This is a genomic window from Enterobacter sp. Sphag1F, from assembly GCF_014193275.1.
In the GTDB taxonomy this organism is placed as follows: domain Bacteria; phylum Pseudomonadota; class Gammaproteobacteria; order Enterobacterales; family Enterobacteriaceae; genus Pantoea; species Pantoea symbiotica.
Genome location: NZ_JACHZD010000010.1, coordinates 44,144 through 66,717, shown reverse-complemented (window position 1 = coordinate 66,717; position 22,574 = coordinate 44,144). Strand labels below are relative to the sequence as shown.

The 22,574-nt window shown below is 54.2% G+C and carries 24 protein-coding genes; 15 read left to right on the top strand and 9 right to left on the bottom strand.

All coding sequences use genetic code 11. From position 1 onward, the window contains the following. Nucleotides 1-5: 5 nt before the first annotated feature. Nucleotides 6-1,226 (top strand): glycosyltransferase, encoded by a 1,221-nt coding sequence (locus FHW71_RS22955; protein ID WP_179453180.1) that lies wholly within the window; start codon nt 6-8, stop codon nt 1,224-1,226. Nucleotides 1,227-1,268: 42 nt separating this feature from the next. Here the strand turns inward: FHW71_RS22955 and tdh are convergent, their stop codons facing one another. Next, nucleotides 1,269-2,297, bottom strand: coding sequence for an L-threonine 3-dehydrogenase (gene tdh, locus FHW71_RS22950; protein WP_008109716.1), 1,029 nt, complete (start codon nt 2,295-2,297; stop codon nt 1,269-1,271). Beyond that, nucleotides 2,294-3,502, bottom strand: a complete 1,209-nt coding sequence (locus FHW71_RS22945; RefSeq protein WP_179453179.1) for a glycine C-acetyltransferase — start codon at nt 3,500-3,502, stop codon at nt 2,294-2,296. The genes tdh and FHW71_RS22945 overlap by 4 nt, the downstream gene beginning before the upstream one ends. 231 nt (nt 3,503-3,733) lie before the next feature. Between FHW71_RS22945 and rfaD the strand changes: the two genes are divergently transcribed. From rfaD to rfaC, 3 genes are read left to right on the top strand one after another with little or no spacing between them, the layout of a single operon-like run. Next, nucleotides 3,734-4,666, top strand: a complete 933-nt coding sequence (gene rfaD, locus FHW71_RS22940; RefSeq protein WP_008109718.1) for an ADP-glyceromanno-heptose 6-epimerase — start codon at nt 3,734-3,736, stop codon at nt 4,664-4,666. A gap of 17 nt (nt 4,667-4,683) precedes the next feature. After that, complete coding sequence (gene rfaF, locus FHW71_RS22935) at nt 4,684-5,727, top strand: ADP-heptose--LPS heptosyltransferase RfaF (protein WP_179453178.1); 1,044 nt, start codon at nt 4,684-4,686, stop codon at nt 5,725-5,727. Nucleotides 5,728-5,729: 2 nt separating this feature from the next. After that, nucleotides 5,730-6,698, top strand: a complete 969-nt coding sequence (gene rfaC / locus FHW71_RS22930; RefSeq protein WP_179453177.1) for a lipopolysaccharide heptosyltransferase RfaC — start codon at nt 5,730-5,732, stop codon at nt 6,696-6,698. 15 nt (nt 6,699-6,713) lie between these two features. Here rfaC and FHW71_RS22925 read toward each other — a convergent pair whose 3' ends face one another. Beyond that, nucleotides 6,714-7,682: a deacetylase gene (locus FHW71_RS22925; protein ID WP_179453176.1), complete on the bottom strand. Its 969-nt coding sequence runs from the start codon at nt 7,680-7,682 to the stop codon at nt 6,714-6,716. A gap of 319 nt (nt 7,683-8,001) precedes the next feature. Here FHW71_RS22925 and FHW71_RS22920 point away from each other — a divergent pair, with 319 nt between their 5' ends. From FHW71_RS22920 to coaD, 8 genes are all read left to right on the top strand, one after another. Further along, entirely contained in the window at nt 8,002-9,126 is a 1,125-nt protein-coding gene (locus tag FHW71_RS22920) for a glycosyltransferase (protein WP_179453195.1), read from the top strand. A gap of 42 nt (nt 9,127-9,168) precedes the next feature. Continuing rightward, complete coding sequence (locus tag FHW71_RS22915; protein ID WP_179453175.1) at nt 9,169-10,278, top strand: glycosyltransferase family 9 protein; 1,110 nt, start codon at nt 9,169-9,171, stop codon at nt 10,276-10,278. Then, entirely contained in the window at nt 10,275-11,276 is a 1,002-nt protein-coding gene (locus tag FHW71_RS22910) for a glycosyltransferase (protein WP_179453174.1), read from the top strand. The genes FHW71_RS22915 and FHW71_RS22910 overlap by 4 nt, the downstream gene beginning before the upstream one ends. A 73-nt stretch (nt 11,277-11,349) precedes the next feature. Further along, nucleotides 11,350-12,426 carry a putative lipopolysaccharide heptosyltransferase III gene (gene rfaQ / locus FHW71_RS22905; protein ID WP_154183195.1) on the top strand — a complete coding sequence of 359 codons (1,077 nt, stop codon included), beginning with the start codon at nt 11,350-11,352 and terminating at the stop codon, nt 12,424-12,426. Further along, nucleotides 12,419-13,552 (top strand): glycosyltransferase family 4 protein, encoded by a 1,134-nt coding sequence (locus tag FHW71_RS22900; protein WP_179453173.1) that lies wholly within the window; start codon nt 12,419-12,421, stop codon nt 13,550-13,552. Before rfaQ ends, FHW71_RS22900 begins: the two co-directional genes overlap by 8 nt. An 85-nt stretch (nt 13,553-13,637) precedes the next feature. Next, a complete protein-coding gene (waaA, locus tag FHW71_RS22895) occupies nt 13,638-14,912 on the top strand; it encodes a lipid IV(A) 3-deoxy-D-manno-octulosonic acid transferase (protein WP_008109734.1) in 1,275 nt (424 codons plus the stop codon). A gap of 3 nt (nt 14,913-14,915) precedes the next feature. Further along, nucleotides 14,916-15,692, top strand: a complete 777-nt coding sequence (locus FHW71_RS22890) for a glycosyltransferase family 2 protein (RefSeq protein WP_179453172.1) — start codon at nt 14,916-14,918, stop codon at nt 15,690-15,692. Continuing rightward, entirely contained in the window at nt 15,689-16,174 is a 486-nt protein-coding gene (gene coaD, locus FHW71_RS22885; protein ID WP_179453171.1) for a pantetheine-phosphate adenylyltransferase, read from the top strand. The genes FHW71_RS22890 and coaD overlap by 4 nt, the downstream gene beginning before the upstream one ends. A 1-nt stretch (nt 16,175) precedes the next feature. Here coaD and mutM read toward each other — a convergent pair whose 3' ends face one another. The 4 genes from mutM to radC form a co-directional block, all read right to left on the bottom strand. Beyond that, a complete protein-coding gene (gene mutM / locus FHW71_RS22880; protein WP_061720330.1) occupies nt 16,176-16,985 on the bottom strand; it encodes a bifunctional DNA-formamidopyrimidine glycosylase/DNA-(apurinic or apyrimidinic site) lyase in 810 nt (269 codons plus the stop codon). A gap of 69 nt (nt 16,986-17,054) precedes the next feature. After that, nucleotides 17,055-17,222 (bottom strand): 50S ribosomal protein L33, encoded by a 168-nt coding sequence (rpmG, locus tag FHW71_RS22875; protein WP_001051798.1) that lies wholly within the window; start codon nt 17,220-17,222, stop codon nt 17,055-17,057. Nucleotides 17,223-17,233: 11 nt separating this feature from the next. Next, complete coding sequence (rpmB, locus tag FHW71_RS22870; protein WP_007885297.1) at nt 17,234-17,470, bottom strand: 50S ribosomal protein L28; 237 nt, start codon at nt 17,468-17,470, stop codon at nt 17,234-17,236. Nucleotides 17,471-17,713: 243 nt separating this feature from the next. Next, a complete protein-coding gene (gene radC / locus FHW71_RS22865) occupies nt 17,714-18,370 on the bottom strand; it encodes a DNA repair protein RadC (RefSeq protein ID WP_091004304.1) in 657 nt (218 codons plus the stop codon). 185 nt (nt 18,371-18,555) lie between these two features. Between radC and coaBC the strand changes: the two genes are divergently transcribed. The 3 genes from coaBC to slmA all read left to right on the top strand — a co-directional run bounded on the left by coaBC (nt 18,556) and on the right by slmA (nt 20,925). After that, the gene (gene coaBC / locus FHW71_RS22860) at nt 18,556-19,776 is read left to right on the top strand and encodes a bifunctional phosphopantothenoylcysteine decarboxylase/phosphopantothenate--cysteine ligase CoaBC (protein ID WP_061720332.1); all 1,221 of its coding nucleotides are present in this window, start codon (nt 18,556-18,558) and stop codon (nt 19,774-19,776) included. After that, nucleotides 19,754-20,212: a dUTP diphosphatase gene (gene dut / locus FHW71_RS22855; protein WP_008109745.1), complete on the top strand. Its 459-nt coding sequence runs from the start codon at nt 19,754-19,756 to the stop codon at nt 20,210-20,212. Before coaBC ends, dut begins: the two co-directional genes overlap by 23 nt. A 116-nt stretch (nt 20,213-20,328) precedes the next feature. Beyond that, complete coding sequence (slmA, locus tag FHW71_RS22850; protein WP_179453170.1) at nt 20,329-20,925, top strand: nucleoid occlusion factor SlmA; 597 nt, start codon at nt 20,329-20,331, stop codon at nt 20,923-20,925. Between the two features lie 153 nt (nt 20,926-21,078). Here the strand turns inward: slmA and pyrE are convergent, their stop codons facing one another. Both pyrE and rph read right to left on the bottom strand, forming a co-directional pair. Further along, nucleotides 21,079-21,720 (bottom strand): orotate phosphoribosyltransferase, encoded by a 642-nt coding sequence (gene pyrE, locus FHW71_RS22845; protein WP_008109749.1) that lies wholly within the window; start codon nt 21,718-21,720, stop codon nt 21,079-21,081. A gap of 49 nt (nt 21,721-21,769) precedes the next feature. Next, complete coding sequence (gene rph / locus FHW71_RS22840; protein WP_061720334.1) at nt 21,770-22,486, bottom strand: ribonuclease PH; 717 nt, start codon at nt 22,484-22,486, stop codon at nt 21,770-21,772. Nucleotides 22,487-22,574 lie beyond the last annotated feature (88 nt).

Sequence of the window (22,574 nt, the reverse complement as noted above, 5' to 3'; positions counted from 1 at the left end):
ATTCAATGAGAAGAAAAATTCTGCTGTTGGATACCGGCCGCGAATGGGGCGGCGGTACCAACAGTATGCTCGAGTTGCTCAAGCGCATTGATCGGCAGAGGTTCGATATCACCTGCTGTTTCTACAACAACTATTCTCGCGGCAACAGTGAAACCATTGAGTCAATTCTCAATTCGATTGGCATTCCGGTGGTTTTTATCGCCCAGCGTCGTCAGCCGAAATGGGCGAAAATCGCTAAAGAGCTGTTACGCGCGCTATTCATTTTTAACCGTTCGCTGAAGAAGCAGATGATTGACCAGGTTGATGAAAAATGGCGTGTGTTGCCAAACGCCCAACAAATTTCATCAATTTTGCAGACTGAGCAATATCACGCGCTGTATATGAATAATCAGCCCAGCACCAATGTTGAAGGCTATCGCGCTGTGCAGGATATGCCGGTTGCGCTGATTCAACACTGCCGCATTGAGCCGCAAATGAACTCTGCGCTGGTCGAGATGGTTAATGAACGTGTTGATGCCGTTATCGCGGTTTCGCATGGCGTAAACCTTACTCTGCGCCAGAGCGGAGTTGATGCGCAACGTTGCTTCACCGTGTCAAACGCGATTGATATTCATCAGGCGCTACCGCATCGCGAGGAAGTGCGCGAGCGCTTTGCTTATTCGCCCGATACTTTTATTTTTGGCTCGATCGGATCCCTTATTACACGTAAAGCGAATCATCATATTTTCCAGGCGCTAGGCCAATTTAAACGCATGCATCCTGAAGCTAAATGGAAAATGGTGGTGGTGGGTTCCGGGCCGGAACATGAAAATCTGGTTCAGCTGGCACGTAAAGAAAACATTGAAACGAATGTTGTTTTTACCGGTTTTCAAAACAACCCGCTGGATTACCTCACAGCGTTTGATGCCTTTATTCTCGCCTCGCGCAGTGAAGGCTTACCGCGCGTAGTGCTGGAAGCCATGCTGGTGAAAACGGCCGTTATTGGTTCGAATGTCGTGGGCACCTCAGAGTTAATTAACCACAATGAGACTGGATTAATTTTTGAATACGGCGATGTTAACCAATTAAGCGTTCATCTTGCCGCTTTATGGCAAGACGCAAGCTTGCGCCAGCGTCTGATTGATACTGCGGAATCACGCGTGCGCGAATGCTACGCGATTGAAAACTATGTCGCGGGTGTCGAAATGATTCTGGACAAGAGTATTGAAAAGCGATTAGCCATATAAGTTCACTAATCAAAATTCTCCGGCCATCAGGCCGGAGAAAAGTTAATCCCAGCTCAACACCACTTTGCCGGATCGACCTGAGCGCATCTCATCAAAGCCCTGCTGGAACTCATCAATGTGATAGCGATGGGTAATGATCGGCGTGAGATCGAGGCCGGACTGAATCAGCGCTGCCATCTTGTACCAGGTTTCGAACATCTCACGGCCGTAGATGCCTTTGATGAACAAGCCTTTGAAGATTACCTGATTCCAGTCGATGGACATCTCGCCCGGCGGAATGCCGAGCAGCGCGATGCGGCCGCCGTGGTTCATCACTTCCAGCAAAGTGCGAAACGCTGGTGGCGCGCCGGACATCTCCAGGCCCACATCAAAACCTTCGGTCATGCCGAGCTCATTCATCACGTCACGCAGATTCTCCTGCGCCACGTTCACGGCACGCGTTACACCCATTTTGCGCGCCAGTTCAAGGCGATAGTCGTTGATATCGGTGATCACCACATGGCGCGCACCGACGTGCTTACACACCGCCGCCGCCATAATGCCAATCGGCCCGGCGCCAGAGATCAGCACATCTTCGCCTACCAAATCGAACGACAGCGCGGTGTGCACCGCATTGCCGAAGGGATCGAAAATCGCCGCCAGTTCGTCAGAAATGTTGTCAGGGATTTTGAAGGCGTTAAACGCCGGGATCACCAGATATTCGGCGAAGCAGCCCTGACGATTGACGCCAACGCCTACTGTATTGCGGCACAGATGCGTGCGTCCGGCGCGGCAGTTGCGGCAATGGCCGCAGGTGATATGGCCTTCACCGGAAACGCGATCGCCTACAGCAAAACCCTTAACTTCCTGACCCATTCCTACCACTTCACCCACATATTCGTGGCCAGTGATCATCGGCACTGGAATGGTTTTGCGCGACCAGTCATCCCAGTTATAGATGTGCACGTCGGTGCCGCAGATAGCAGTTTTACGAATCTTAATCAGCAGGTCGTTATGGCCAGGTTCGGGAATCGGCGCGTCCTTAACCATCCAAATACCTTCTTCGGCTTTTAATTTGGCGAGTGCTTTCATTTCCCTGCTCCTGAAATAACGCCCAGCTGTTGACCAATACGGGTAAAGGCAGCCACAGCGTTTTCCAGCTGCGCCTGCGTATGTCCGGCAGAGATCTGCGTACGGATACGCGCCTGACCTTGCGGTACCACCGGATAGAAGAAGCCTGTGACGTAGATACCTTCCTGCTGCAACAGGCTGGCAAACTGCTGCGCCACTTTCGCATCGCCCAGCATTACCGGGATGATGGCGTGATCGGCGCCGGCCAGCGTGAAGCCTGCGGCAGTCATCTGTTCGCGGAAGAAGCGGGCGTTTTCCCACAGGCGCTGGCGTAAACCGTCGCCTTCACTCAGTAACTCCAGCACACGCAGCGAGGCGGCAACAATTGCCGGTGCCAGCGAGTTGGAGAACAGATACGGACGTGAACGCTGACGCAGCCACTCAACCACTTCTTTCTTCGCTGCCACGTAGCCGCCCGATGCACCACCCAGCGCTTTGCCCAGCGTGCCGGTCAGAATGTCGACGCGATTCATCACGTCACAATATTCGTGCGTGCCGCGTCCGGCAGAACCGACAAAACCCACCGCATGAGAATCATCGACCATCACCAGCGCATCGAACTCATCGGCCAGATCGCAAATGCCCTGCAGATTGGCGATCACGCCATCCATCGAGAACACGCCGTCGGTGGCAATAAGAATGTGGCGTGCGCCTTTGTCGCGTGCTTCCTGTAAACGCGCACGCAGCTCGCTCATGTCGTTGTTGGCGTAACGATAGCGCTGCGCTTTACACAGACGCACGCCATCAATAATCGAGGCGTGATTGAGGGCGTCGGAAATAACCGCGTCTTCGGCACTAAGCAGCGTTTCAAACAGGCCGCCGTTGGCATCAAAGCAGGACGAAAACAGAATCGCGTCTTCCATGCCAAGGAATTCAGCCAGTTTGTGTTCCAGCTGCTGATGGATGTCCTGCGTGCCGCAGATAAAGCGCACCGAGGCCATGCCAAAACCGTGCGAATCCATGCCGTCTTTCGCCGCCTGGATCAATGCCGGATGATTAGCTAAACCCAAATAGTTATTGGCGCAAAAGTTGATAACGGGCGGGCTATTGGCAACGTCGATTTCTGCCTGCTGCGCCGACGTAATGGTGCGTTCTTGTTTGAACAATCCGTCCTGCCGTGTTGTCTCAAGCTGTTGACGGATTTGCGAATAAAACTGATTGGACATGATTATGCTCCTCAGATAGCAAATATTTGGCACATATTACTGATCGAAAAGCGAATCAACGACATTTCAGCCATCAATATCTCGGTTTTGCAGCATAGTTCACGCTGCGGACAGGATTTGTGCAGCGCTTACGGAGTCATCTGGCTGCCTGCGTCGGGCTGAAATGTTATGATAATAGGCATTCGTGGGTGAAACCTCCTGTTTCCCCCCAACTCTTTAAAGGCAAAGCATATGATTATCGTAACCGGTGGCGCTGGCATGATTGGCAGTAACATTGTTAAAGCGCTGAACGACCGCGGTCTGACCGACATTTTGGTGGTGGATAATCTGAAGGATGGCACCAAGTTCGTGAATCTAGCGGATCTCGACATCGCCGATTACATGGATAAAGAGGAATTCCTCAGCTACATCATGTCTGGCGAAGATCTCGGCCCCATCGAAGCGGTTTTCCACGAAGGTGCGTGTTCCGCAACCACCGAGTGGGATGGCAAGTACATGATGGATAACAACTATCAGTACTCGAAAGATCTGCTGCACTTCTGCCTTGAGCGTGAAATCCCGTTCCTCTACGCCTCTTCCGCTGCCACTTATGGCGGCCGCAATGAGAACTTCATCGAAGAGCGCCAGTACGAGCAGCCGCTGAACGTATACGGCTACTCGAAAATGCTGTTCGATCACTATGTGCGCCAGATTCTGCCTGAAGCTGAATCGCCGGTGTGCGGCTTCCGTTACTTCAACGTGTACGGTCCGCGTGAAGGCCACAAAGGCGGCATGGCGAGCGTGGCGTTCCACCTCAACACGCAAATCAGCAACGGTGAAAATCCAAAACTGTTCGAAGGCAGCGACGATTTTCGCCGCGACTTCATCCACGTTGATGACGTGGTGGCGGTAAATCTGTGGTGCTGGGAAAACGGTGTTTCCGGTATCTACAACTGCGGTACCGGTCGTGCGGAATCTTTCCAGGAAGTGGCGGATGCGGTGCTGAACTTCCATCAGAAAGGCCAGATTGAATACATTCCGTTCCCGGACAAGCTGAAAGGCCGTTATCAGGCGTTTACCCAAGCTGACCTCACCAATTTGCGTGCGGCGGGTTACGACAAGCCCTTCAAAACCGTCGCGCAAGGCGTGGGCGAATACATGGCCTGGCTGAACCGTAACGCATAAGGAAATCGGCAGCAGCGATGAAAATTCTGGTTATTGGCCCATCATGGGTCGGCGATATGATGATGTCGCAAAGTCTCTATCGCACGCTCAAGGCTGAGCATCCTGAAGCGGTGATCGACGTGATGGCGCCGGCCTGGTGCCGCCCATTGCTGTCGCGTATGCCGGAAGTGAATCAGGCGCTGGCGATGCCGCTCGGCCATGGCGCATTAGCGCTGGGCGAACGTCGTCGTTTGGGGAAAACCCTGCAGGCCAGCGGCTATGACCGCGCCTATGTGCTGCCGAACTCCTTCAAATCTGCGCTGGTGCCGTTTTTCGCCGGGATCAAACGTCGTACCGGCTGGCGCGGCGAGATGCGCTATGGCGTGTTGAATGATGTGCGCACGCTGGATAAAGCGGCCTTTCCGTTGATGGTTGAGCGCTATGTGGCGCTTGGCTACGACAAGCCAGTTGCTTCCTCGCAGCAGCTGCCGCAGCCATTGCTGTGGCCGCAATTACGCGTTGATGACGATGAAAAGCAGATGACGGCGGCGCAGTTTGCGCTGTCGGCCGATCGTCCGGTGATCGGCTTTTGCCCAGGCGCGGAGTTTGGCCCGGCGAAGCGCTGGCCGCACTATCATTATGCCGCGCTGGCAGAGCAGCTGATTGGCGAAGGTTATCAGGTGGTGCTGTTCGGTTCAGCGAAAGACCGCGAAACCGGCGACACCATTGTGCAGACGCTGTCCAAAGCGGCGCGTGCGCACTGCAAAAATCTGGCCGGTGATACGCAACTCGAGCAAGCGGTGATTCTGTTGGCGAACTGCGCGGCGGTTGTCAGTAACGATTCCGGCCTGATGCATATCGCCGCAGCGCTTAATCGTCCGCTGGTGGCGCTGTATGGCCCAAGTAGTCCGGACTTCACGCCGCCGTTGTCCCAACAAGCGCGCATTATTCGTTTGATCACCGGCTATCACAAAGTCCGCAAAGGTGATGCCGAGCAAGGTTATCATCAGAGCCTGATTGATATTCAGCCAGCGCGTGTTCATCAGGAACTGAGCGCGCTGTTGCATCCGGTGCAGGAGTAAAGATGCACGTTTTGATTGTTAAAACTTCCTCAATGGGAGACGTGCTGCATACCTTACCGGCGCTGACAGATGCGATGCAGGCGATTCCTGGCATCAGGTTTGATTGGGTGGTTGAAGAGAACTTCGCTCAAATCCCAGCCTGGCATCCGGCGGTCGATAAAGTGCTACCGGTGGCGATTCGCCGCTGGCGTAAGCATTGGTTCGGCAGTCAGCAGCGTGAAGAGCGTGTGCAATTTAAGCGTGAGCTGCAATCGCGTCAGTATGATGTGGTGCTGGATGCGCAAGGCCTAATCAAAAGCGCCGCGCTGGTTACGCGCCTGGCAAAAGGCGAGAAGCACGGACAAGACAGCCGCAGCGCGCGCGAACCTTTCGCCAGCTGGTGGTATGACAAACGCCATGAAATCAACAAGCAGCAGCATGCGGTGGAACGTACGCGCGAGCTGTTTGCCAAAAGCCTCGGCTATGAAAAGCCTGCATCGCAGGGCGACTACGCGATTGCTGGCCATTTCCAGTCAACGCAGACCGATGATGCTCAGCCTTATCTGGTGTTTCTGCACGCCACCACGCGTGATAACAAACACTGGCCCGAATCCCACTGGCGCGCGCTGATTGAGTTAGTGCAGCCAACAGGTTTGCGCGTGAAGTTGCCGTGGGGCGCTGAGCATGAACATCAACGCGCACAACGTTTGGCGGAAGGCTTTGACCATGTTGAGGTGCTGCCAAAGCTAACGCTGGAGCAGGTAGCGCAGCAGTTAGCCGGCGCGCGCGCGGTGGTGTCGGTGGATACCGGTTTGAGTCATCTTACTGCGGCGCTGGACCGTCCGAATATCACACTTTACGGTCCAACCGATCCGGGGCTGATTGGCGGTTATGGTAAGAATCAGTATGTGCTGCGTCCTGCTCAAGGACACAGCATGGCGGATATTCAAGCCACAGATGTTGCAACGATGATGAAAGAAATTGCGGTATAAATTTATACCGCTTCGCTAGATAGCGCTGTTTCTCTTCTGCAGCGCATATTCCGTCAGCGTCATACCCTGAGTACGTGATTGTAGCCAACTGAAAAGCTGCTCTAAATCATCATAAAGGCGCTCAATGTCAGCTTTATTTTTAAATGTGGGGCTGCCATCAGGCATGAATTCTGATGAATGCAGCATGAACTCGACGTAATCATTCCCCTGGCTAAGTGTTTGCTCAACCACCAGCTTCATCTGCTCCACATTGCCCCCAACCGGACGTAGCCAATTAACAGAGGGACCACGTTTCTTGCCGCGCACGTCATTCCACACTTTTTTCAGCTGATTAGTGAAAGCGCCATAGCGATATTGAATGCTCATCGGCAACTCTAACAACGGGCTGTCACCCGCGCGGGAGATGTCGTTAATATCAAGGTAATAAGCATGATCGGGGAAAAGGCTGTAATCGGTGCCGCCTTTGCCTTGCGGCGCGCCAGATGAATTACGCCAATCCACGCGCGGTGTGACGGAGCAATCTACCAAATAACCGTTGTCGATCAATGCTCGGGCGTAAACTTCATCAAAAGCCCAGCGTCCGGCACGATGACTGGTCATCTTCTGCTGAAAAGCGCTTTCCAACAAATCGGTCATGTATGCGACCTTGTCGCGCAAAATATTTTCCGGAAATTCAATCAAATAAGGCTGATAACGCCAGTCATCATCGGTCAACGCGTATTCCGGCGGGCTATACCATGCATGAAGATGCATACCGATTTCACCTTGCCCGCGCGCCAGCAGATCGTGACCAAATTCAACATAGGCAGGATCGCTCGCCATTTCGTAATTGGTTAGCCATGTCGGTTTAAAATTGTATTTCTCACACAGCGACTGAAAACGCGGCAGAAACTGAACATTTCGCGTGGTAACCTTGCCGCTGCGATTGCGCCAAAGATTATCGCCTTCAGTATCGAGAGTGATTAAAAACGCAGGCTTATCCATAACTTATCCGATAAAATGAGCAATTCCTCGTCGTTATGGTACGCAAGCCAATGAATGAGGGCAAACATTTCATCTGCCGTGTTCGCGCAGATGTTGTTAGCAGTATAAGTGTGGTTAAACTAGAGTAAATTAGACTACACAACGGCACGAATACGCAGAATGTTCATCTTAAGATCAATGCGTAATGTCTGAAGCCAAACATACCTAATAAATTGATTTATCTTATATTCAGCTCTGTTTTATCAGGGGATGATAGCTGCATTGTCATACAAAACAGACTGGCGATTAGGAGCAAAAGAATTTGTCGAAGCGCATTCTGATGGTGATTGATGGCCTGCCGGGCGGCGGTGCCGAAAAAGTCGTCCTGACACTGGCTGAAGGTTTTATCAGTCAGGGACATCGGGTGTCGCTTTTCTCCTTACGCAAAGTATGTGAGTACCCTATTCCTGCGGGTGTGGATTATCAGACCGTGATTGATAAAAGTTCACGTCCGTGGCGCAAGCTGACTGAAACCCATCGTCGTGCACATTTGCTAGATGAAGCCGTGCTTCAAAGCGAAGCGCTGCACGGAAAATTCGATTTGGTTTTGTCTAATCTGCACAAAACCGATCGCATTGTCCGCCATGCGCGTACTCTGGATGCGAGTAAAACCTGGTATTGTTTGCATGGCGTTTTTTCAGCTTCCTATCTTGCTCGCAAATCAGGTTTCTCTTTATGGCTTAAGCGGCTGAAAATTCGTGATACTTACCACGGCAAGCAGCTTATTGGCGTCTCACAATATGTGATTGATGATGTTATCCAAAATATCGGCGTGAAGCCTGCCAAAGCGCAGGTGATCTTTAACCCGTTTGATTTCGATCTTATTTCCCGCCTGGCAGCAGAACCTTGCCCGTTAGCAGGGAGTAATTTTGTGCTTCATGTTGGCCGTTTTCATGAAACCAAGCGTCACGATCGCTTGCTGGCCGCCTATGCGCAAAGTGGCATCACGGCTCCGTTGGTGTTATTAGGTCAGGGAAGCGAAAAAATCACGGAAAGATTACGCCAGCAAGCCACTGATTTAGGCATCGCGGAGCGCGTGCGCTTTGAAGGTTTTCATAAAAATCCTTACCCGTGGATTCGCCATGCTCGCCTGTTAGTGGTCAGTTCAGACAGCGAAGGATTTGGCAATGTGCTGGTCGAAGCCTTAAGCTGTGGCACCTCGGTGGTCAGTACACGCTGCCCCGGCGCGCCATCTTCAATTTTGCGCGGCGATCTGGCGCGTGGACTTGCAGAGTTGAATGTTGAGTCACTGGCGCAAAAAATGCATGAAATCTATGTTAATCCACCTGAGTTGCAACATCTGGACTTAAGCATTTATAGTCTCAACGTTATTTGTCAGCAGTATTTGCAACTGGCAGAAGTGGAAGAACCTCTATTTTCAGGCACTCAGCACGTTTCAGGTTAATAGGTCCCCATGTCGGTGTGGCCGTATCATGGGGATAGATCGTTGACGTATGTAATACTCTTTATACTTTTTTTACCGGTCAAATGGGTGATGAAAATCTTCCACGGCCGAACCGGTAAAAATCTGGTCATTCAAACAGCCAAGATCGGTGATTTCATTAATATCACCCCGCTATTAACCCATCTTGGAAAAAGCGATGCGCTATTGAGCAATAGCGTTGCCGCTCTTGCCACGCGCGATAACACGCTGGAAAACATCTGGTATATCGAAGAGCATCGTTCAGGCTTAGTCAAAAAAATGAAGTTGGTGTGGCAGATACTCAACCGCTACGACAACATCTATCTATTACATCCAACCAATCTTAATCTGTTTATTGCCGCTTGCTGTAATGCCAGCAACAAACAGTTTCTTTCCAGCTATCGCCGCAAAGGTTATCAGGGACTGTTTTATCTCACCGCAAGCGGCGTGGTCGAGCATGAGAAAAATACCCTGACTCTGGAAAATTACTTAAAACTCGCCGATCGCTCATTTACTAAAGAGAGCTATCCGAAGCATGCCACACAACCACTTTGGCAACCCAAATCGTTGCCGGATGAAATATTCCAGCATGATGGCATTCGTATTGGCATCAGCATCACCGCAGGTAACCAGGCAAAGACTATCCCGCCGATGATTTGGCAGCGACTTTTTGACCACTTGAGCGATCTGCCCTGTCATTTTTACGCCTTTGGCGCACCGAATGAACAATCACGCTTGCAGGAGCTGTATAAAGTTGTCGGCGCGCGCGAGAACCTCATCAGCCTGGTTGGCAAGGTGCCATTAGAAGACGTGCCAGCGGCTATCGGTGAAATGGATTTCTATATCGCGTCAGATTCCGGCAATGTCTATATCGCCGATGCGCAGCAGGTGCCGATCATTTTGATTTATGGCCCATGTTGCGTCGAGGAGCAGCGCCCTCTGGGCGAAGTATTATTGATTGGCCCAAATCATATTGCGCCTTCATCCTTTGTGTTCGCGGCGCAGTACAAATTCATGCATCCCACTGAACAGCTTTTTGAACTGGATCAGCGGAAGTTAGACGACATTCACGATTTTATCAGCGCGCGTCAGCAGCAACGTTTGGCGCGACGGAAGAACATGAAAACAGCATGACCATGCAGCCTGAAAGATCATCCCCGTTACTCAGCCTCATTATTCCCATGTTCAATGCGGGCAGTGATTTTGCCGCCTGCATGCAGTCGTTGCTGGCGCAAACGCTTACCTCACTGGAAATCATCGTTGTCGATGATGGCTCCACGGACGGTTCCGGCGAACGCGCCGACGCCTACGCGCAGCAGCACCCACATGTGCGAGTGATCCACCAGGCCAACGGCGGCGTATCGCGCGCGCGCAATGCCGGCTTAGCGGTAGCGCGCGGTAAGTACGTTTCGTTTCCAGATGCCGACGACACCATGGATCCGGCGATGTATCAAACGCTGGTTGAGATGGCAGAACGCGACAATCTCGATGCTGCGCAGTGCAACGCAGAGTGGTTTTTCAAAGCCAGTCAGCAAGTTAAACCGCTTATTCCTCTCGATCGCCTCACCAGCACCGAAGTACTCGGCGGCCCTGAGTGGCTTAACAAGGCGCTGCAAACGCATCGCTATATGCATGTGGTTTGGCTGGGTATTTACCGCCGTGAATTGATCGAACGGCTCAAACTCTACTTTGAACCTGGCCTGCATCATCAGGATATTCCGTGGACTACCGAGTTCATGCTCAATGCCCAACGCGTGCGCTACACCGATCGGGTGCTTTACCGTTATTACATGCATGATGCCTCAATCAGTAACCGTAAACGTACTGGCCAGCGTAACGTCGAGTATCAGCGTCATTACCTGAAAATTGCGCAGTTACTGGAAGAACTCAACGCACGCTATCGCCATCAAGTGAAAATCTACCCGGCGTTTCATTATCAGATTACGCACGAGGCGCTCAGCGTCTGTCACTGTATCCGACGCGAGCCCGAAGAAAGCGCGCGTCAGGCGATGATTGCCGATCTATTCGCCACGCAAACCCATAAGCGCATGCTGCGTAATGCGCGCGGCGTACGCCAATGGTATCAACTGCTGTTGTGGCTGAGCCGGATTTACCGCTGGCGTAAGAAATAAGCGCCGCGTCTGGCTTTCACCCCTTTGGGGTTTGCCCTACAATCAGCTGACTGAATTCTGAGATCATTTGAGTATGGCAAGCCCGATTCCAGACCAATTTGCACCGAAAAATATTCTGCTGATCAAGCTGCGCCATCACGGCGATATGCTGCTGACTACGCCCGCTATCAACGCTCTTCGCCAGCGCTATCCGCAGGCCAACATTGACGTCCTGCTGTATAAAGAAACCCGTCCGATGCTGGAAGCGCATCCGGCCATTCGCCAGTTACACATCATCGATCGCAACTGGAAGAAGGAAGGCGGCTGGCAGAAATTCCGACATGAAATGGCGCTGCTTTCAGCGGTGCGTGCTTGCCATTATGACCTTGTGATTAACCTTGCCGATCAGTGGCGCAGCGCCATTATTACCGGTTTCTCTGGCGCGCCAGTGCGCATTGGGTTTGCCTTCCGCAAACGTGATAACGCCTTATGGCGCTGGATGCACAATCAGCTGGTCAGCACGGAAGATCATAATCAGCTGCATACGGTCGAACAGAATATGGCGGCGCTGAAGCCACTGGGCATCAGTGGCGCAGGCGCAAAAGCCTCAATGCATTTCAGCGCAGCCGATCAACAGAAAGTGCAGGATGTGCTGGCGCAGCACGCGGTGAAAATGCCGTTTGTTGTGGTGCAACCCACCTCACGCTGGCTGTTCAAATGCTGGGAAGATGAAAAAGTCGCACAGCTGATCGATGCGCTGGTCGCCGAAGGCCGCACCGTGGTACTGACTGCGGCGCCGGACCAGAAAGAAATGGCGATGATCGCCAATATTCAGTCGCTGTGCCATAGCCATAACGTGGTGTCGCTGGCCGGTGAATTATCCTTGCCGCAGCTGGCGGCGTTGATCGATGCGGCACAGCTGTTTATCGGTGTGGATTCTGCGCCGATGCATATGGCCGCCGCGCTGGAAACGCCTTGTTTGGCGCTGTTTGGCCCCACCAAGCTGCAACACTGGCGTCCATGGGGCGATAACAACCGCGTGATTTGGGCCGGCGATTATGGTCCGCTGCCCTCGCCAGACGCCATCGATACCAACACGCAACAGCGCTATCTTTCTGCCATTCCTGTTGAGGATGTGGTGGCCGCCGCCCGGAGTTTTTTGCATGAGTAAGTTACGCCTGGCGATCGTCCGGCAGAAATACCGCCCAGACGGCGGCGCAGAACGTTTTATTTCGCGTGCGCTGGAAGCGCTGGATAGCGAGCAGCTCGATCTCAATATCATCACCCGCAGCTGGCAGGGCACGCCGAATCCGGCCTGGCATCTGCACATCTGCAATCCAGCAAAATTCGGTCGCATTTCGCGCGAACGCGGTTTTGCGCGTGCCGCACGTGAATGTTGGGAACGCGAGAAGTTCGATATTGTGCAGAGCCACGAACGCATCGCCGGTTGCGATATCTTTCGTGCCGGTGATGGCGTGCACCGCGTTTGGCTGGAGCAGCGCGCGCGCATCGTGTCGCCGTGGCAGCGCTTAAGTGCCCGCCTCAGCCCTTATCATCGTTATGTGTTGCAGGCGGAAGCCGAAATGTTCAACGCGCCGTCGTTGAAAGCGGTGATCTGTAATTCAGAGATGGTGAAGCAGGATATTTTGCGGCACTTCACGCTTGATGCCAGCAAGATCCATGTCATTCACAACGCCATTGATAGCCAACGCTTCCAGCCAGCCAGCGAAGCGCTGCGCCATGCAGCACGCCAGCAGCTCAAACTGCCGCAAGATGCCACGGTAATGATCTACGTAGGTTCGGGCTTTGAGCGTAAAGGATTGAAGGCTGCGATTGAAGCGGTGGCGAAAAGCGATCGTTATCTGGTGGTGGTCGGCCAGGATAAGCAGCTGTCGCGCTATCAGCAATTGGCAAACCAGCTAAATTGCCTCGACCGCTTACGCTTTGTTGGTGTGCAGCAGGACGTGCAACCGTTCTACCATGCAGCCGATGCGCTGCTGCTGCCCACACTATATGATCCCTTCCCGAATGTGGTGCTGGAAGCGATGGCCTGCGGTTTGGCGGTGATCACCAGCACCGGCTGCGGCGGCGCGGAGTTTATCACTGCAGGCCAGGAAGGTTTCGTCTGCGATGCATTAGATATCAAAGCGTTAAACGAAGCCGTAAAAGCAACACCGGCGCTTTCACACAATTCTGCCATGGGCGAAGCCGCACGTCGCAGAATTGAACCTTATGGTCCGCAGCGGCTGGCGCAAGCGCTGACCTCGCTGTATCAGCAAGTGCTGCAGACCCGCTGACGAAGTGGTATGAGCAGGCGGTTAATTTCTGATAACATGCCGCCTTTCCTCTGTTTTTTGACGCGATTCTGTCGTAACGGTAACTATGACGACTCTATACACAGCCTTGCTCTATCTGATTCAGCCACTAATCTGGCTGCGCCTGTGGCTGCGCGGTCGAAAAGCACCGGCCTATCGTAAACGTTGGGCAGAACGCTACGGCTATTGCACTGGAAAAGTGCTGCCGCATGGCATTGTGTTGCACTCGGTTTCCGTCGGCGAGACGCTGGCGGCGGTGCCGCTGGTGCGCGCGCTGCGTCACCGCTATCCGACGCTACCGATTACCGTCACCACCATGACGCCGACCGGCTCCGAACGTGCGCAGTCAGCGTTTGGCAAAGATGTGCACCACGTTTACCTGCCGTACGATCTGCCAGGTTCCATCAACCGTTTCCTTGATACCGTCGATCCACGCCTGGTGATCATCATGGAAACCGAGCTGTGGCCAAACATTATTCGTATTCTTCATCAGCGCAAGATTCCGCTGGTGATTGCCAACGCGCGCCTGTCTGAGCGCTCGGCCAAAGGCTACAAAAAACTTGGCGGCTTTATGCGCGATTTGCTGCAGCGCATCACGCTGATTGCCGCGCAAAACGCCGAAGATGGCGACCGTTTCCTCAGCCTTGGCCTGAAGCGTTCGCATCTCACCGTTACCGGCAGCCTCAAATTTGATATTTCCGTGACGCCAGAGCTGGCGGCAAAAGCGGTCACGCTGCGTCGTCAGTGGGCATCGCGTCGTCCGGTGTGGATCGCCACCAGCACCCACGAAGGCGAAGAAGCGATTGTGCTCGATGCGCATCGTCGCCTGCTGCAACAGTTCCCCGATCTGTTGCTGATTTTGGTGCCACGCCATCCGGAACGTTTCAAAGATGCCTGCGACCTGACGCAAAAACGTGGCTTCAGCTTTACCCTGCGCAGCAGCGGCGAAATTCCTTCAAGCTCCACGCAAGTGGTGATTGGCGACACCATGGGCGAGTTGATGATGCTGTACGGCATCGCCGATCTCGCCTTTGTGGGCGGTAGCCTGGTTGAGCGCGGCGGTCACAACCCGCTGGAACCGGCAGCACATGCCATTCCGGTGTTGATGGGCCCGCATATCTGGAACTTCAAAGATATCTGCGCCAAGCTGCAGCAAGCCGAAGGGCTGATTACCGTCACTGACGTGGTATCGCTGCAGAAAGAGGTCGCTAACCTGCTGCAGGATGACGATTATCGCCGCTATTACGGCCGCCATGCTGTGGAAGTGCTGCATCAAAATCAGGGCGCATTACAGCGTCTGCTACAGTTACTCGAACCTCACTTACCGCCGCGAGCTCACTAATTCATGTCGCAACGCCAACGTCTCTCCGTAGTGATGATCGCCAAAAACGAAGCTGAACTGCTGCCGGAGGCGCTGGCTTCTGTCAGTTGGGCGGATGAGATTGTGGTGCTGGATTCCGGCAGCAGCGATAACACGGTGCAGGTGGCTCGCGAACAGGGCGCGCAGGTGTTCCATGCTGAAGGCTGGCAGGGATTTGGCAAGCAGCGCCAGCGCGCGCAGGCCCATGCGCAAGGCGAGATGATTTTGATGATCGATGCCGACGAGCGCGTGACGCCAGAACTGCGTCGCGCTATCGAGCAGGTTCTCGCGCAGCCCGCATCGGACAACGTTTACAGCCTTGGCCGCAGCAATCTGTTTCTCGGTCGCTTTATGCGCCACAGCGGCTGGTATCCTGACCGCGTCATGCGTCTTTATCCGCGTAAGCTCAATTACAACGACAATCTGGTACACGAATCACTGGAGACGCAAGGTGCGCCGGTGGTGAAGCTGGCGGGCGATCTGCAACATCTCACCTGCCGCGACCTGATTGCATTTCAGCGTAAGCAGATGAACTACGCCGAAGCCTGGGCAAAAGAGCGTTTCCAGCGCGGCAAACGCTGCGGCTTATTCTCGATCTTTAGCCATACGCTCGGCGCGTTCGTTAAAACGCTGCTGCTGCGCGCCGGTTTTCTCGATGGCAAACAGGGCTGGATTCTGGCGGTGGTTAACGCGCAATACACTTTCAACAAATACTCGGCGCTCTGGGCGCTGCATCACACCTCAACACAAGGCCGCGTATGAGTACCAAAGCGATTTATCCCGGCACCTTTGATCCCTTTACCTTGGGCCATCTGGATATTGTGACGCGCGCAGCGAAGATGTTTGACCGCATCGTCGTGGCGATTGCCGCCAGCCCGAGTAAAAAGCCGCTGTTCACTCTGGATGAGCGCGTGGATATGGCGCGTCAGGTGACGGCACATCTGCCGAATGTCGAAGTTATTGGGTTTAGCGATCTGATGGCGAATTTTGCCCAGGTGCAGAATGCCAATGTACTGGTGCGTGGATTGCGTGCGGTATCGGATTTCGAGTATGAGCTGCAGCTGGCGCAGATGAATCGGCATCTGCTGCCCACGCTGGAAAGCGTGTTTCTGATGCCATCAGAAGGTTTCTCGTTCGTCTCTTCTTCACTAGTCAAAGAAGTGGCGCGCCACGCCGGTGACGTGCAGGCATTTCTGCCTGCCGTGGTGCATAAGGCGTTACTGGCGCGACTGGCACAGCCTTAACTCAGTGCTGGCAGCGTGGGCACCAGAAGGTGCTGCGCTGGCCATGCTTGCCGCTGACAATCGGCGTACCGCAGGCGCGACAAGGTTCACCGGTGCGACCATAAACCTGCAGCTCTTGCGCAAAGTAGCCAGGTTTACCGTCAGTTTGCAGGAAATCACGCAGCGTGGTGCCGCCCTGCTCTATCGAGCGTAGCAACACCGCTTTGATGGTGTTAACCAGCAGTTCCGCCTCTTCCTGACTCAAACTCATCGCCGAACGATCGGGCAAGATCCCGGCGGTAAACAGCGATTCGCTGGCGTAGATATTCCCGACGCCTACCACCACTTTGTTATCCATCAGCCACTGTTTAATCACGGTGCGTTTGCCGCGTGACTTTTCAAACAGATAAGCGCCATCAAATTCGCTGCTGAGCGGCTCCGGGCCGAGATGCGCCAGCACGCTGCTGCCTGCAAGGTCATTGCTCCACAGCCAGGCGCCAAAGCGACGTGGATCGGTATAGCGCAGCACTTTGCCGTTGCTCATCACCAAATCGACGTGGTCATGTTTAGCGGCCGGTTGTTCGCCGGGTAGCACACGCAGGCTGCCGGACATGCCGAGGTGAATGATGATCCAGCCATGCGGCAGTTCGAGCAGCAGATATTTAGCGCGACGCTGCACGCTCAATACCGGTTGATCGCTCAGCGCGTGGATTTCATGCGAGACCGGCCAGCGCAAACGTGGATTGCGCACCACTGCATGCAGAATCGTGGCACCCACCATATGGGGTTCGATACCGCGACGACTGGTTTCTACCTCAGGTAATTCAGGCATCTCATCTCCTCAACGAATCGCAGAAACAAAAAACCCGGCCGAAGCCGGGTTTTTCACAGAACACTAAAATTACTTAATTTTAGCTTCTTTGTAGATCACGTGCTGACGTACAACCGGATCGAACTTTTTCAGTTCTAATTTCTCTGGTTTAGTACGCTTGTTCTTCGTGGTGGTATAGAAGTGACCTGTACCAGCAGAGGAAACCAGCTTGATCTTCTCACGAATACCTTTAGCCATGATTCAGTTCCTTAGTACTTCTCACCACGGGCGCGGATTTCGGTCAGAACCGTATCGATGCCCTTTTTATCAATAACACGCATACCTTTAGCAGATACACGCAGAGTAACGAAGCGCTTTTCGCTCTCAACCCAGAAACGGTGAGAGTGCAGGTTCGGCAGGAAACGGCGTTTCGTCGCGTTCATTGCGTGGGAACGGTTGTTACCCGTTACCGGACGCTTTCCAGTTACCTGGCAGACTCGTGACATTTCTATTCTCCAAAAATCAAATCAGCTCGAGCTTTAAAAACTAGGTTTTGGCCGCCTCGTCAGGCCTTAGCCCGCCTAGGCGAGTTCCATGTGAACCCGCTAAGCTGGCCCAAACGCCAAACCCGAGATTCTCAAAGGTGGCGTAGTATACGCCGCTCAGCCCGAGTGCTCAAGTCCCGAACAGATAAAGATCCCTCTGGATCGCGCAAAAATGCCTCATTTCTGTTCAGTTGAATCGATGAATTACAACCAACCGCGCTCGGCGAAAGAGGTAAACTCGCCGTGACCGATCACCAAATGATCAAGTAAACGGATATTGAGCAGCGCGCACGCTTGCCCTACTTTTCCGGTAATCTCGCGATCAGCTCGGCTGGGTTCAGCGATTCCCGACGGGTGATTGTGTGCCAGAATCACCGCTGCCGCGTTGAGTTTCAGCGCTTCGCGCACGATTTCGCGCGGATGAACTTCCACGCTGGCAATCGAGCCGGAAAACATCTTCTGTGCCTGCAACACGCGGTGCTGGTTATCAAGGAACAGCGCCATAAACACTTCGCGCTCCTGGTGCGCCAGCACGCTTTGCAGATAATGGCGTGTCACCTGTGGATTCTCCATCACGTTCTCCCGCGCCAGCTGGCTGGCAAAAAACCGTCTTCCCAATTCGGCTATGGCATACAGCTGCGTCATTTTGGCGCTGCCCACACCTTTAATCTGCCCGAGCTCCTCTTTGCTGGCCGTCATAATGCGATAGAGCGAACCAAACTCGTTCAGCATCTGATGTGCCAACAGCAGCACGCTGGTGCCGCTGATGCCGGTGCGCAAAAAAATCGCCAGCAGCTCAGCATCACTCAGCACTTCTGCGCCCATTAACATCAGTTTTTCCCGTGGTGCCAGTTCCGTCATGACCTTCTCCTCCCTGCGTTGCGGCGATTCTGCGCGTCAGCCACATTCAGCGCCAGCACGCATTGAACGATTTCAGAGCCGGCTCGCAAAGGCCGCAGGCAGTGAAAAGGCGCGTTGCGGATTTTGTGATAAAGTTGCCTGCATCTGCCGCCCCTGACGCGGCAATCTGCTTTGAGGCGAACAACATGACGGGATTAGCCGGAAAGAAAATTCTGCTGGGCGTGAGCGGCGGCATCGCTGCGTATAAAGCGCCGGAGCTGGTGCGTCGGCTGCGCGATCGCGGCGCTGATGTGCGCGTAATGATGACCGAAGCGGCCAAAGCTTTTATTACCCCGCTGAGCCTGCAGGCGGTTTCCGGTTATCCGGTATTTGATGATTTGCTCGACCCGGCGGCGGAAGCGGCGATGGGACATATTGAATTGGCAAAATGGGCCGATTTGATTGTGCTGGCGCCGGCAACCGCCGATCTGATTGCCCGCGTGACGGCCGGTATGGCGAATGATTTGGTCACCACCGCGTGTCTGGCAACCGCAGCGCCCGTTGCCATCGTCCCGGCCATGAATCAGCAGATGTACCGCGCGGCGATCACGCAAGAGAACCTGCAACGCCTGCATCAGCGCGGCGTGCTGATTTGGGGACCCGACAGCGGCAGCCAGGCGTGCGGCGATATTGGTCCGGGCCGCATGCTCGACCCGCTGGCGATTGTGGCGCACGCACTTGAATGGGCTGCGCCCGTCAACGATCTGCAACATCTCAACATTATGATCACCGCCGGTCCAACACGCGAAGCGCTGGACCCGGTGCGTTATATCAGCAATCACAGCTCGGGCAAGATGGGCTTTGCGATTGCGGCTGCGGCAGCAAAACGCGGTGCGAAGGTGACGCTGGTTGCCGGTCCGGTGGCGCTGCCAACGCCAGCCGGCGTGCAACGCGTGGACGTCGACAGCGCGCTGGAGATGGAAGCGGCGGTGATGGCGCAAATCCAGCAACAACATATTTTCATTGCCAGCGCAGCCGTGGCAGACTACCGGGCGGCTAACATTGCCGCAGAGAAAATCAAAAAACAGGGTGGCGACGATAGCGTCACGCTGCAGTTGGTGAAGAACCCCGATATTGTCGCAGGCGTAGCGGCGCTGCAGAAAAATCGCCCTTACGTTGTGGGATTTGCTGCCGAAACCCAGAATGTGGAAGAATACGCGCGGCAAAAACGGGTGCGAAAAAACCTGGATCTGATTTGTGCCAACGATGTGGCACAGGCGGGTCAGGGCTTCAATAGCGACACCAATGCTCTTCACCTTTTTTGGCAGGAAGGAGAAAAAGTCTTACCGCTCAGTGATAAGACGCTCCTTGGCCAACAATTAATAGACGAGATTGTCAGCCGTTATGATGAAAAAAATCGACGTTAAAATTCTTGATGCACGTGTGGGCAACGAATTCCCGCTGCCGACTTATGCAACCTCTGGTTCCGCAGGTCTCGATTTACGCGCCTGCCTGGATGATGCACTGGAAATCGCACCGGGCATGACCACGCTGGTTCCCACCGGTTTGGCGATTCACATTGGCGATCCAGGTCTGGCAGCCGTGATTCTGCCGCGCTCCGGCCTTGGCCATAAACATGGCATCGTGCTGGGCAACCTGGTCGGTTTGATCGACTCCGATTATCAGGGCCAATTGATGGTTTCCGTCTGGAACCGTGGTCAGGACAGCTTCACGCTGCAGCCAGGCGACCGTTTGGCACAGCTGGTCTTCGTGCCGGTCGTGCAGGCCGAATTTAACCTGGTGGAAGATTTTGACACCAGCGATCGCGGCGCAGGCGGCTTCGGTCACTCAGGCCGTCAGTAACACGCGACACTTTTCGCTAAGCCATCTTTTTATTTCTTGTCGCCACAGGCCGCTTTGCTTGTGGCAGATGAGGCAGTATTGCCTGTTTTTGGTGAATTTCAGGGGTGTTGAAGGTCATGGCAGAAAAAAAAGTCGCGAAACGGAATCGTCGCGAAGAGATTTTGCAGGCGCTGGCGCAAATGCTGGAGTCGGGCGATGGCAGTCAGCGCATCACCACCGCGAAGCTGGCCGCTAATGTCGGCGTGTCGGAAGCGGCGCTTTATCGCCACTTTCCCAGCAAAACGCGCATGTTTGACAGCCTGATCGAGTTTATTGAAGACAGTCTGATTACCCGCATCAATCTGATCCTGAAAGATGAAAAAGAGACACTGACGCGACTGCGTTTAATCGTGCAGCTGATTCTGGGATTTGGTGAGCGTAATCCGGGGCTGACGCGTATTTTGACCGGCCACGCGCTGATGTTTGAACAGGATCGCCTGCAAGGGCGTATCAACCAGCTGTTCGAACGTATTGAAGTGCAGCTGCGTCAGGTGATGCGCGAGAAGAAAATGCGTGATGGTGAAAGTTTCCAGAACGACGAAACGCTGCTGGCGAGCCAGTTACTGGCGTTTTGTGAAGGGCTGTTGTCGCGCTATGTGCGCTCGGAGTTTCGGTTTCGTCCGACCGTGGATTTCGATAGCCGCTGGCCGCTGATGGCTGCGCAGTTGGTTTAATTTACCAGATCGCTGCCCCTCACCCTAGCCCTCTCCCGCAAGCGGGCGAGGGAACCGATCGGCGCTGATTGATCGAACATATGGCAGCGTCTCCCTCTCCCGCCTGCGGGAGAGGGTCGGGGTGAGGGACAGCACGCACTGTCCCTCACGTCCTTAAATCCCGTACTCTTTGCGATACGCGCGCACTTTCGCCAGATGATCAGCCATCTCCGGCTTCTCTTCCAGGTAATCAATCAATTCTGCCAGCGTAATAATCGCGGTGACTTTGCATTTATAGTCGCGTTCCACTTCCTGAATCGCCGAAATATCGCTGCGGCCGCGTTCCTGACGATCCAGCGAAATCAGCACGCCCGCTAACGTCGCGTTATGCGCACTAATGATATCCATTGATTCACGAATCGCGGTGCCGGCGGTGATCACATCATCCACCAGCATCACTTTGCCTTGCAGCGGGCTGCCGACCAGCAAACCGCCTTCACCGTGATCTTTGGCTTCTTTACGGTTAAAGCAGTAAGGCACGTCACGCTCATGATGATCGGCCAGCGCTACCGCAGTAGTGGTGGCAATCGGGATGCCTTTATACGCCGGGCCAAACAGCAGGTCGAAATCGACACCGCCATCGACGAGCGCCTGCGCGTAGAAACGGCCTAACAGCGCTAAATCGCGACCGGTGTTAAACAGACCGGCATTGAAGAAATAGGGGCTTTTACGTCCCGATTTCAGGGTGAACTCACCAAACTTCAGCACCCCTTTGTTCAGGGCGAATTCTATAAACTGACGCTGCCAGGCTTTCATTTCTCACTCCTCAAATAAAGAAAAGGCGACTCTATGGTCGCCTGTTACATCAATTAGTTAGCGCCGCTTTCTGCGCCTGAATCAACTGCTCAATGCCGCCTCGCGCCAGCGCCAGCAGCTGCAGTAACTCGTCGTGGCTGAAGGGTTCACCTTCTGCGGTGCCCTGCACTTCAATCATGCGACCGTCTTCGGTCATCACCACGTTCATGTCAGTTTCTGCGGCGGAATCTTCCACATACTCCAGATCGCACAGCGCTTCACCGCCGACGATACCCACAGAAATCGCCGCCACCATGCCTTTCAGCGGGCTGGCTTTCAGCTTGCCAGCAGCAACCAGCGCATTCAATGCATCGGCCAGCGCCACGCAGGCACCGGTAATGGATGCGGTACGCGTGCCGCCATCGGCCTGAATCACATCGCAATCCAGCGTGATGGTGAATTCACCCAGCGCTTCCAAATCCACTGCCGCGCGCAGTGAACGGGCGATCAGACGCTGAATCTCCAGCGTACGGCCGCCCTGTTTGCCTTTGGCCGCTTCACGCGCCATGCGGCTGTGGGTAGAACGCGGCAGCATGCCATATTCTGCGGTAATCCAGCCTTGACCTTTGCCTTTGAGGAAACGCGGCACGCTCTCTTCGACGGTTGCGGTGCACAGCACTTTGGTTTCGCCGAACTCAACGAGCACAGAGCCTTCTGCATGTTTGGTGTAGTGACGAGTGAGTGTGACGGGACGTGTTTCAGATGCACTACGGCCTGCTGGACGCATGGTTTCTCTCCGGCTTGCTTAGGTTTGGCTGCGCATTATACGGACTTCGGCTGCGGCTGTCCTGCCCGCGATCGCCACAATCCTGGAT

Bases quoted from the DNA above. Each gene is read 5' to 3' on its own strand.
- rph (WP_061720334.1), bottom strand. From the start codon at position 22,486: ATGCGTCCAGCAGGCCGTAGTGCATCTGAAACACGTCCCGTCACACTC.
- dut (WP_008109745.1), top strand. From the start codon at position 19,754: ATGATGAAAAAAATCGACGTTAAAATTCTTGATGCACGTGTGGGCAAC.
- coaBC (WP_061720332.1), top strand. From the start codon at position 18,556: ATGACGGGATTAGCCGGAAAGAAAATTCTGCTGGGCGTGAGCGGCGGC.
- tdh (WP_008109716.1), bottom strand. From the start codon at position 2,297: ATGAAAGCACTCGCCAAATTAAAAGCCGAAGAAGGTATTTGGATGGTT.
- FHW71_RS22945 (WP_179453179.1), bottom strand. From the start codon at position 3,502: ATGTCCAATCAGTTTTATTCGCAAATCCGTCAACAGCTTGAGACAACA.
- FHW71_RS22910 (WP_179453174.1), top strand. From the start codon at position 10,275: ATGACCATGCAGCCTGAAAGATCATCCCCGTTACTCAGCCTCATTATT.
- rfaD (WP_008109718.1), top strand. From the start codon at position 3,734: ATGATTATCGTAACCGGTGGCGCTGGCATGATTGGCAGTAACATTGTT.
- rfaF (WP_179453178.1), top strand. From the start codon at position 4,684: ATGAAAATTCTGGTTATTGGCCCATCATGGGTCGGCGATATGATGATG.
- mutM (WP_061720330.1), bottom strand. From the start codon at position 16,985: ATGCCTGAATTACCTGAGGTAGAAACCAGTCGTCGCGGTATCGAACCC.
- FHW71_RS22925 (WP_179453176.1), bottom strand. From the start codon at position 7,682: ATGGATAAGCCTGCGTTTTTAATCACTCTCGATACTGAAGGCGATAAT.
- radC (WP_091004304.1), bottom strand. From the start codon at position 18,370: ATGACGGAACTGGCACCACGGGAAAAACTGATGTTAATGGGCGCAGAA.
- FHW71_RS22890 (WP_179453172.1), top strand. From the start codon at position 14,916: ATGTCGCAACGCCAACGTCTCTCCGTAGTGATGATCGCCAAAAACGAA.
- rpmB (WP_007885297.1), bottom strand. From the start codon at position 17,470: ATGTCACGAGTCTGCCAGGTAACTGGAAAGCGTCCGGTAACGGGTAAC.
- FHW71_RS22920 (WP_179453195.1), top strand. From the start codon at position 8,002: ATGGTGATTGATGGCCTGCCGGGCGGCGGTGCCGAAAAAGTCGTCCTG.
- FHW71_RS22955 (WP_179453180.1), top strand. From the start codon at position 6: ATGAGAAGAAAAATTCTGCTGTTGGATACCGGCCGCGAATGGGGCGGC.
- rpmG (WP_001051798.1), bottom strand. From the start codon at position 17,222: ATGGCTAAAGGTATTCGTGAGAAGATCAAGCTGGTTTCCTCTGCTGGT.
- coaD (WP_179453171.1), top strand. From the start codon at position 15,689: ATGAGTACCAAAGCGATTTATCCCGGCACCTTTGATCCCTTTACCTTG.
- rfaC (WP_179453177.1), top strand. From the start codon at position 5,730: ATGCACGTTTTGATTGTTAAAACTTCCTCAATGGGAGACGTGCTGCAT.
- rfaQ (WP_154183195.1), top strand. From the start codon at position 11,350: ATGGCAAGCCCGATTCCAGACCAATTTGCACCGAAAAATATTCTGCTG.
- FHW71_RS22900 (WP_179453173.1), top strand. From the start codon at position 12,419: ATGAGTAAGTTACGCCTGGCGATCGTCCGGCAGAAATACCGCCCAGAC.
- slmA (WP_179453170.1), top strand. From the start codon at position 20,329: ATGGCAGAAAAAAAAGTCGCGAAACGGAATCGTCGCGAAGAGATTTTG.
- pyrE (WP_008109749.1), bottom strand. From the start codon at position 21,720: ATGAAAGCCTGGCAGCGTCAGTTTATAGAATTCGCCCTGAACAAAGGG.
- waaA (WP_008109734.1), top strand. From the start codon at position 13,638: ATGACGACTCTATACACAGCCTTGCTCTATCTGATTCAGCCACTAATC.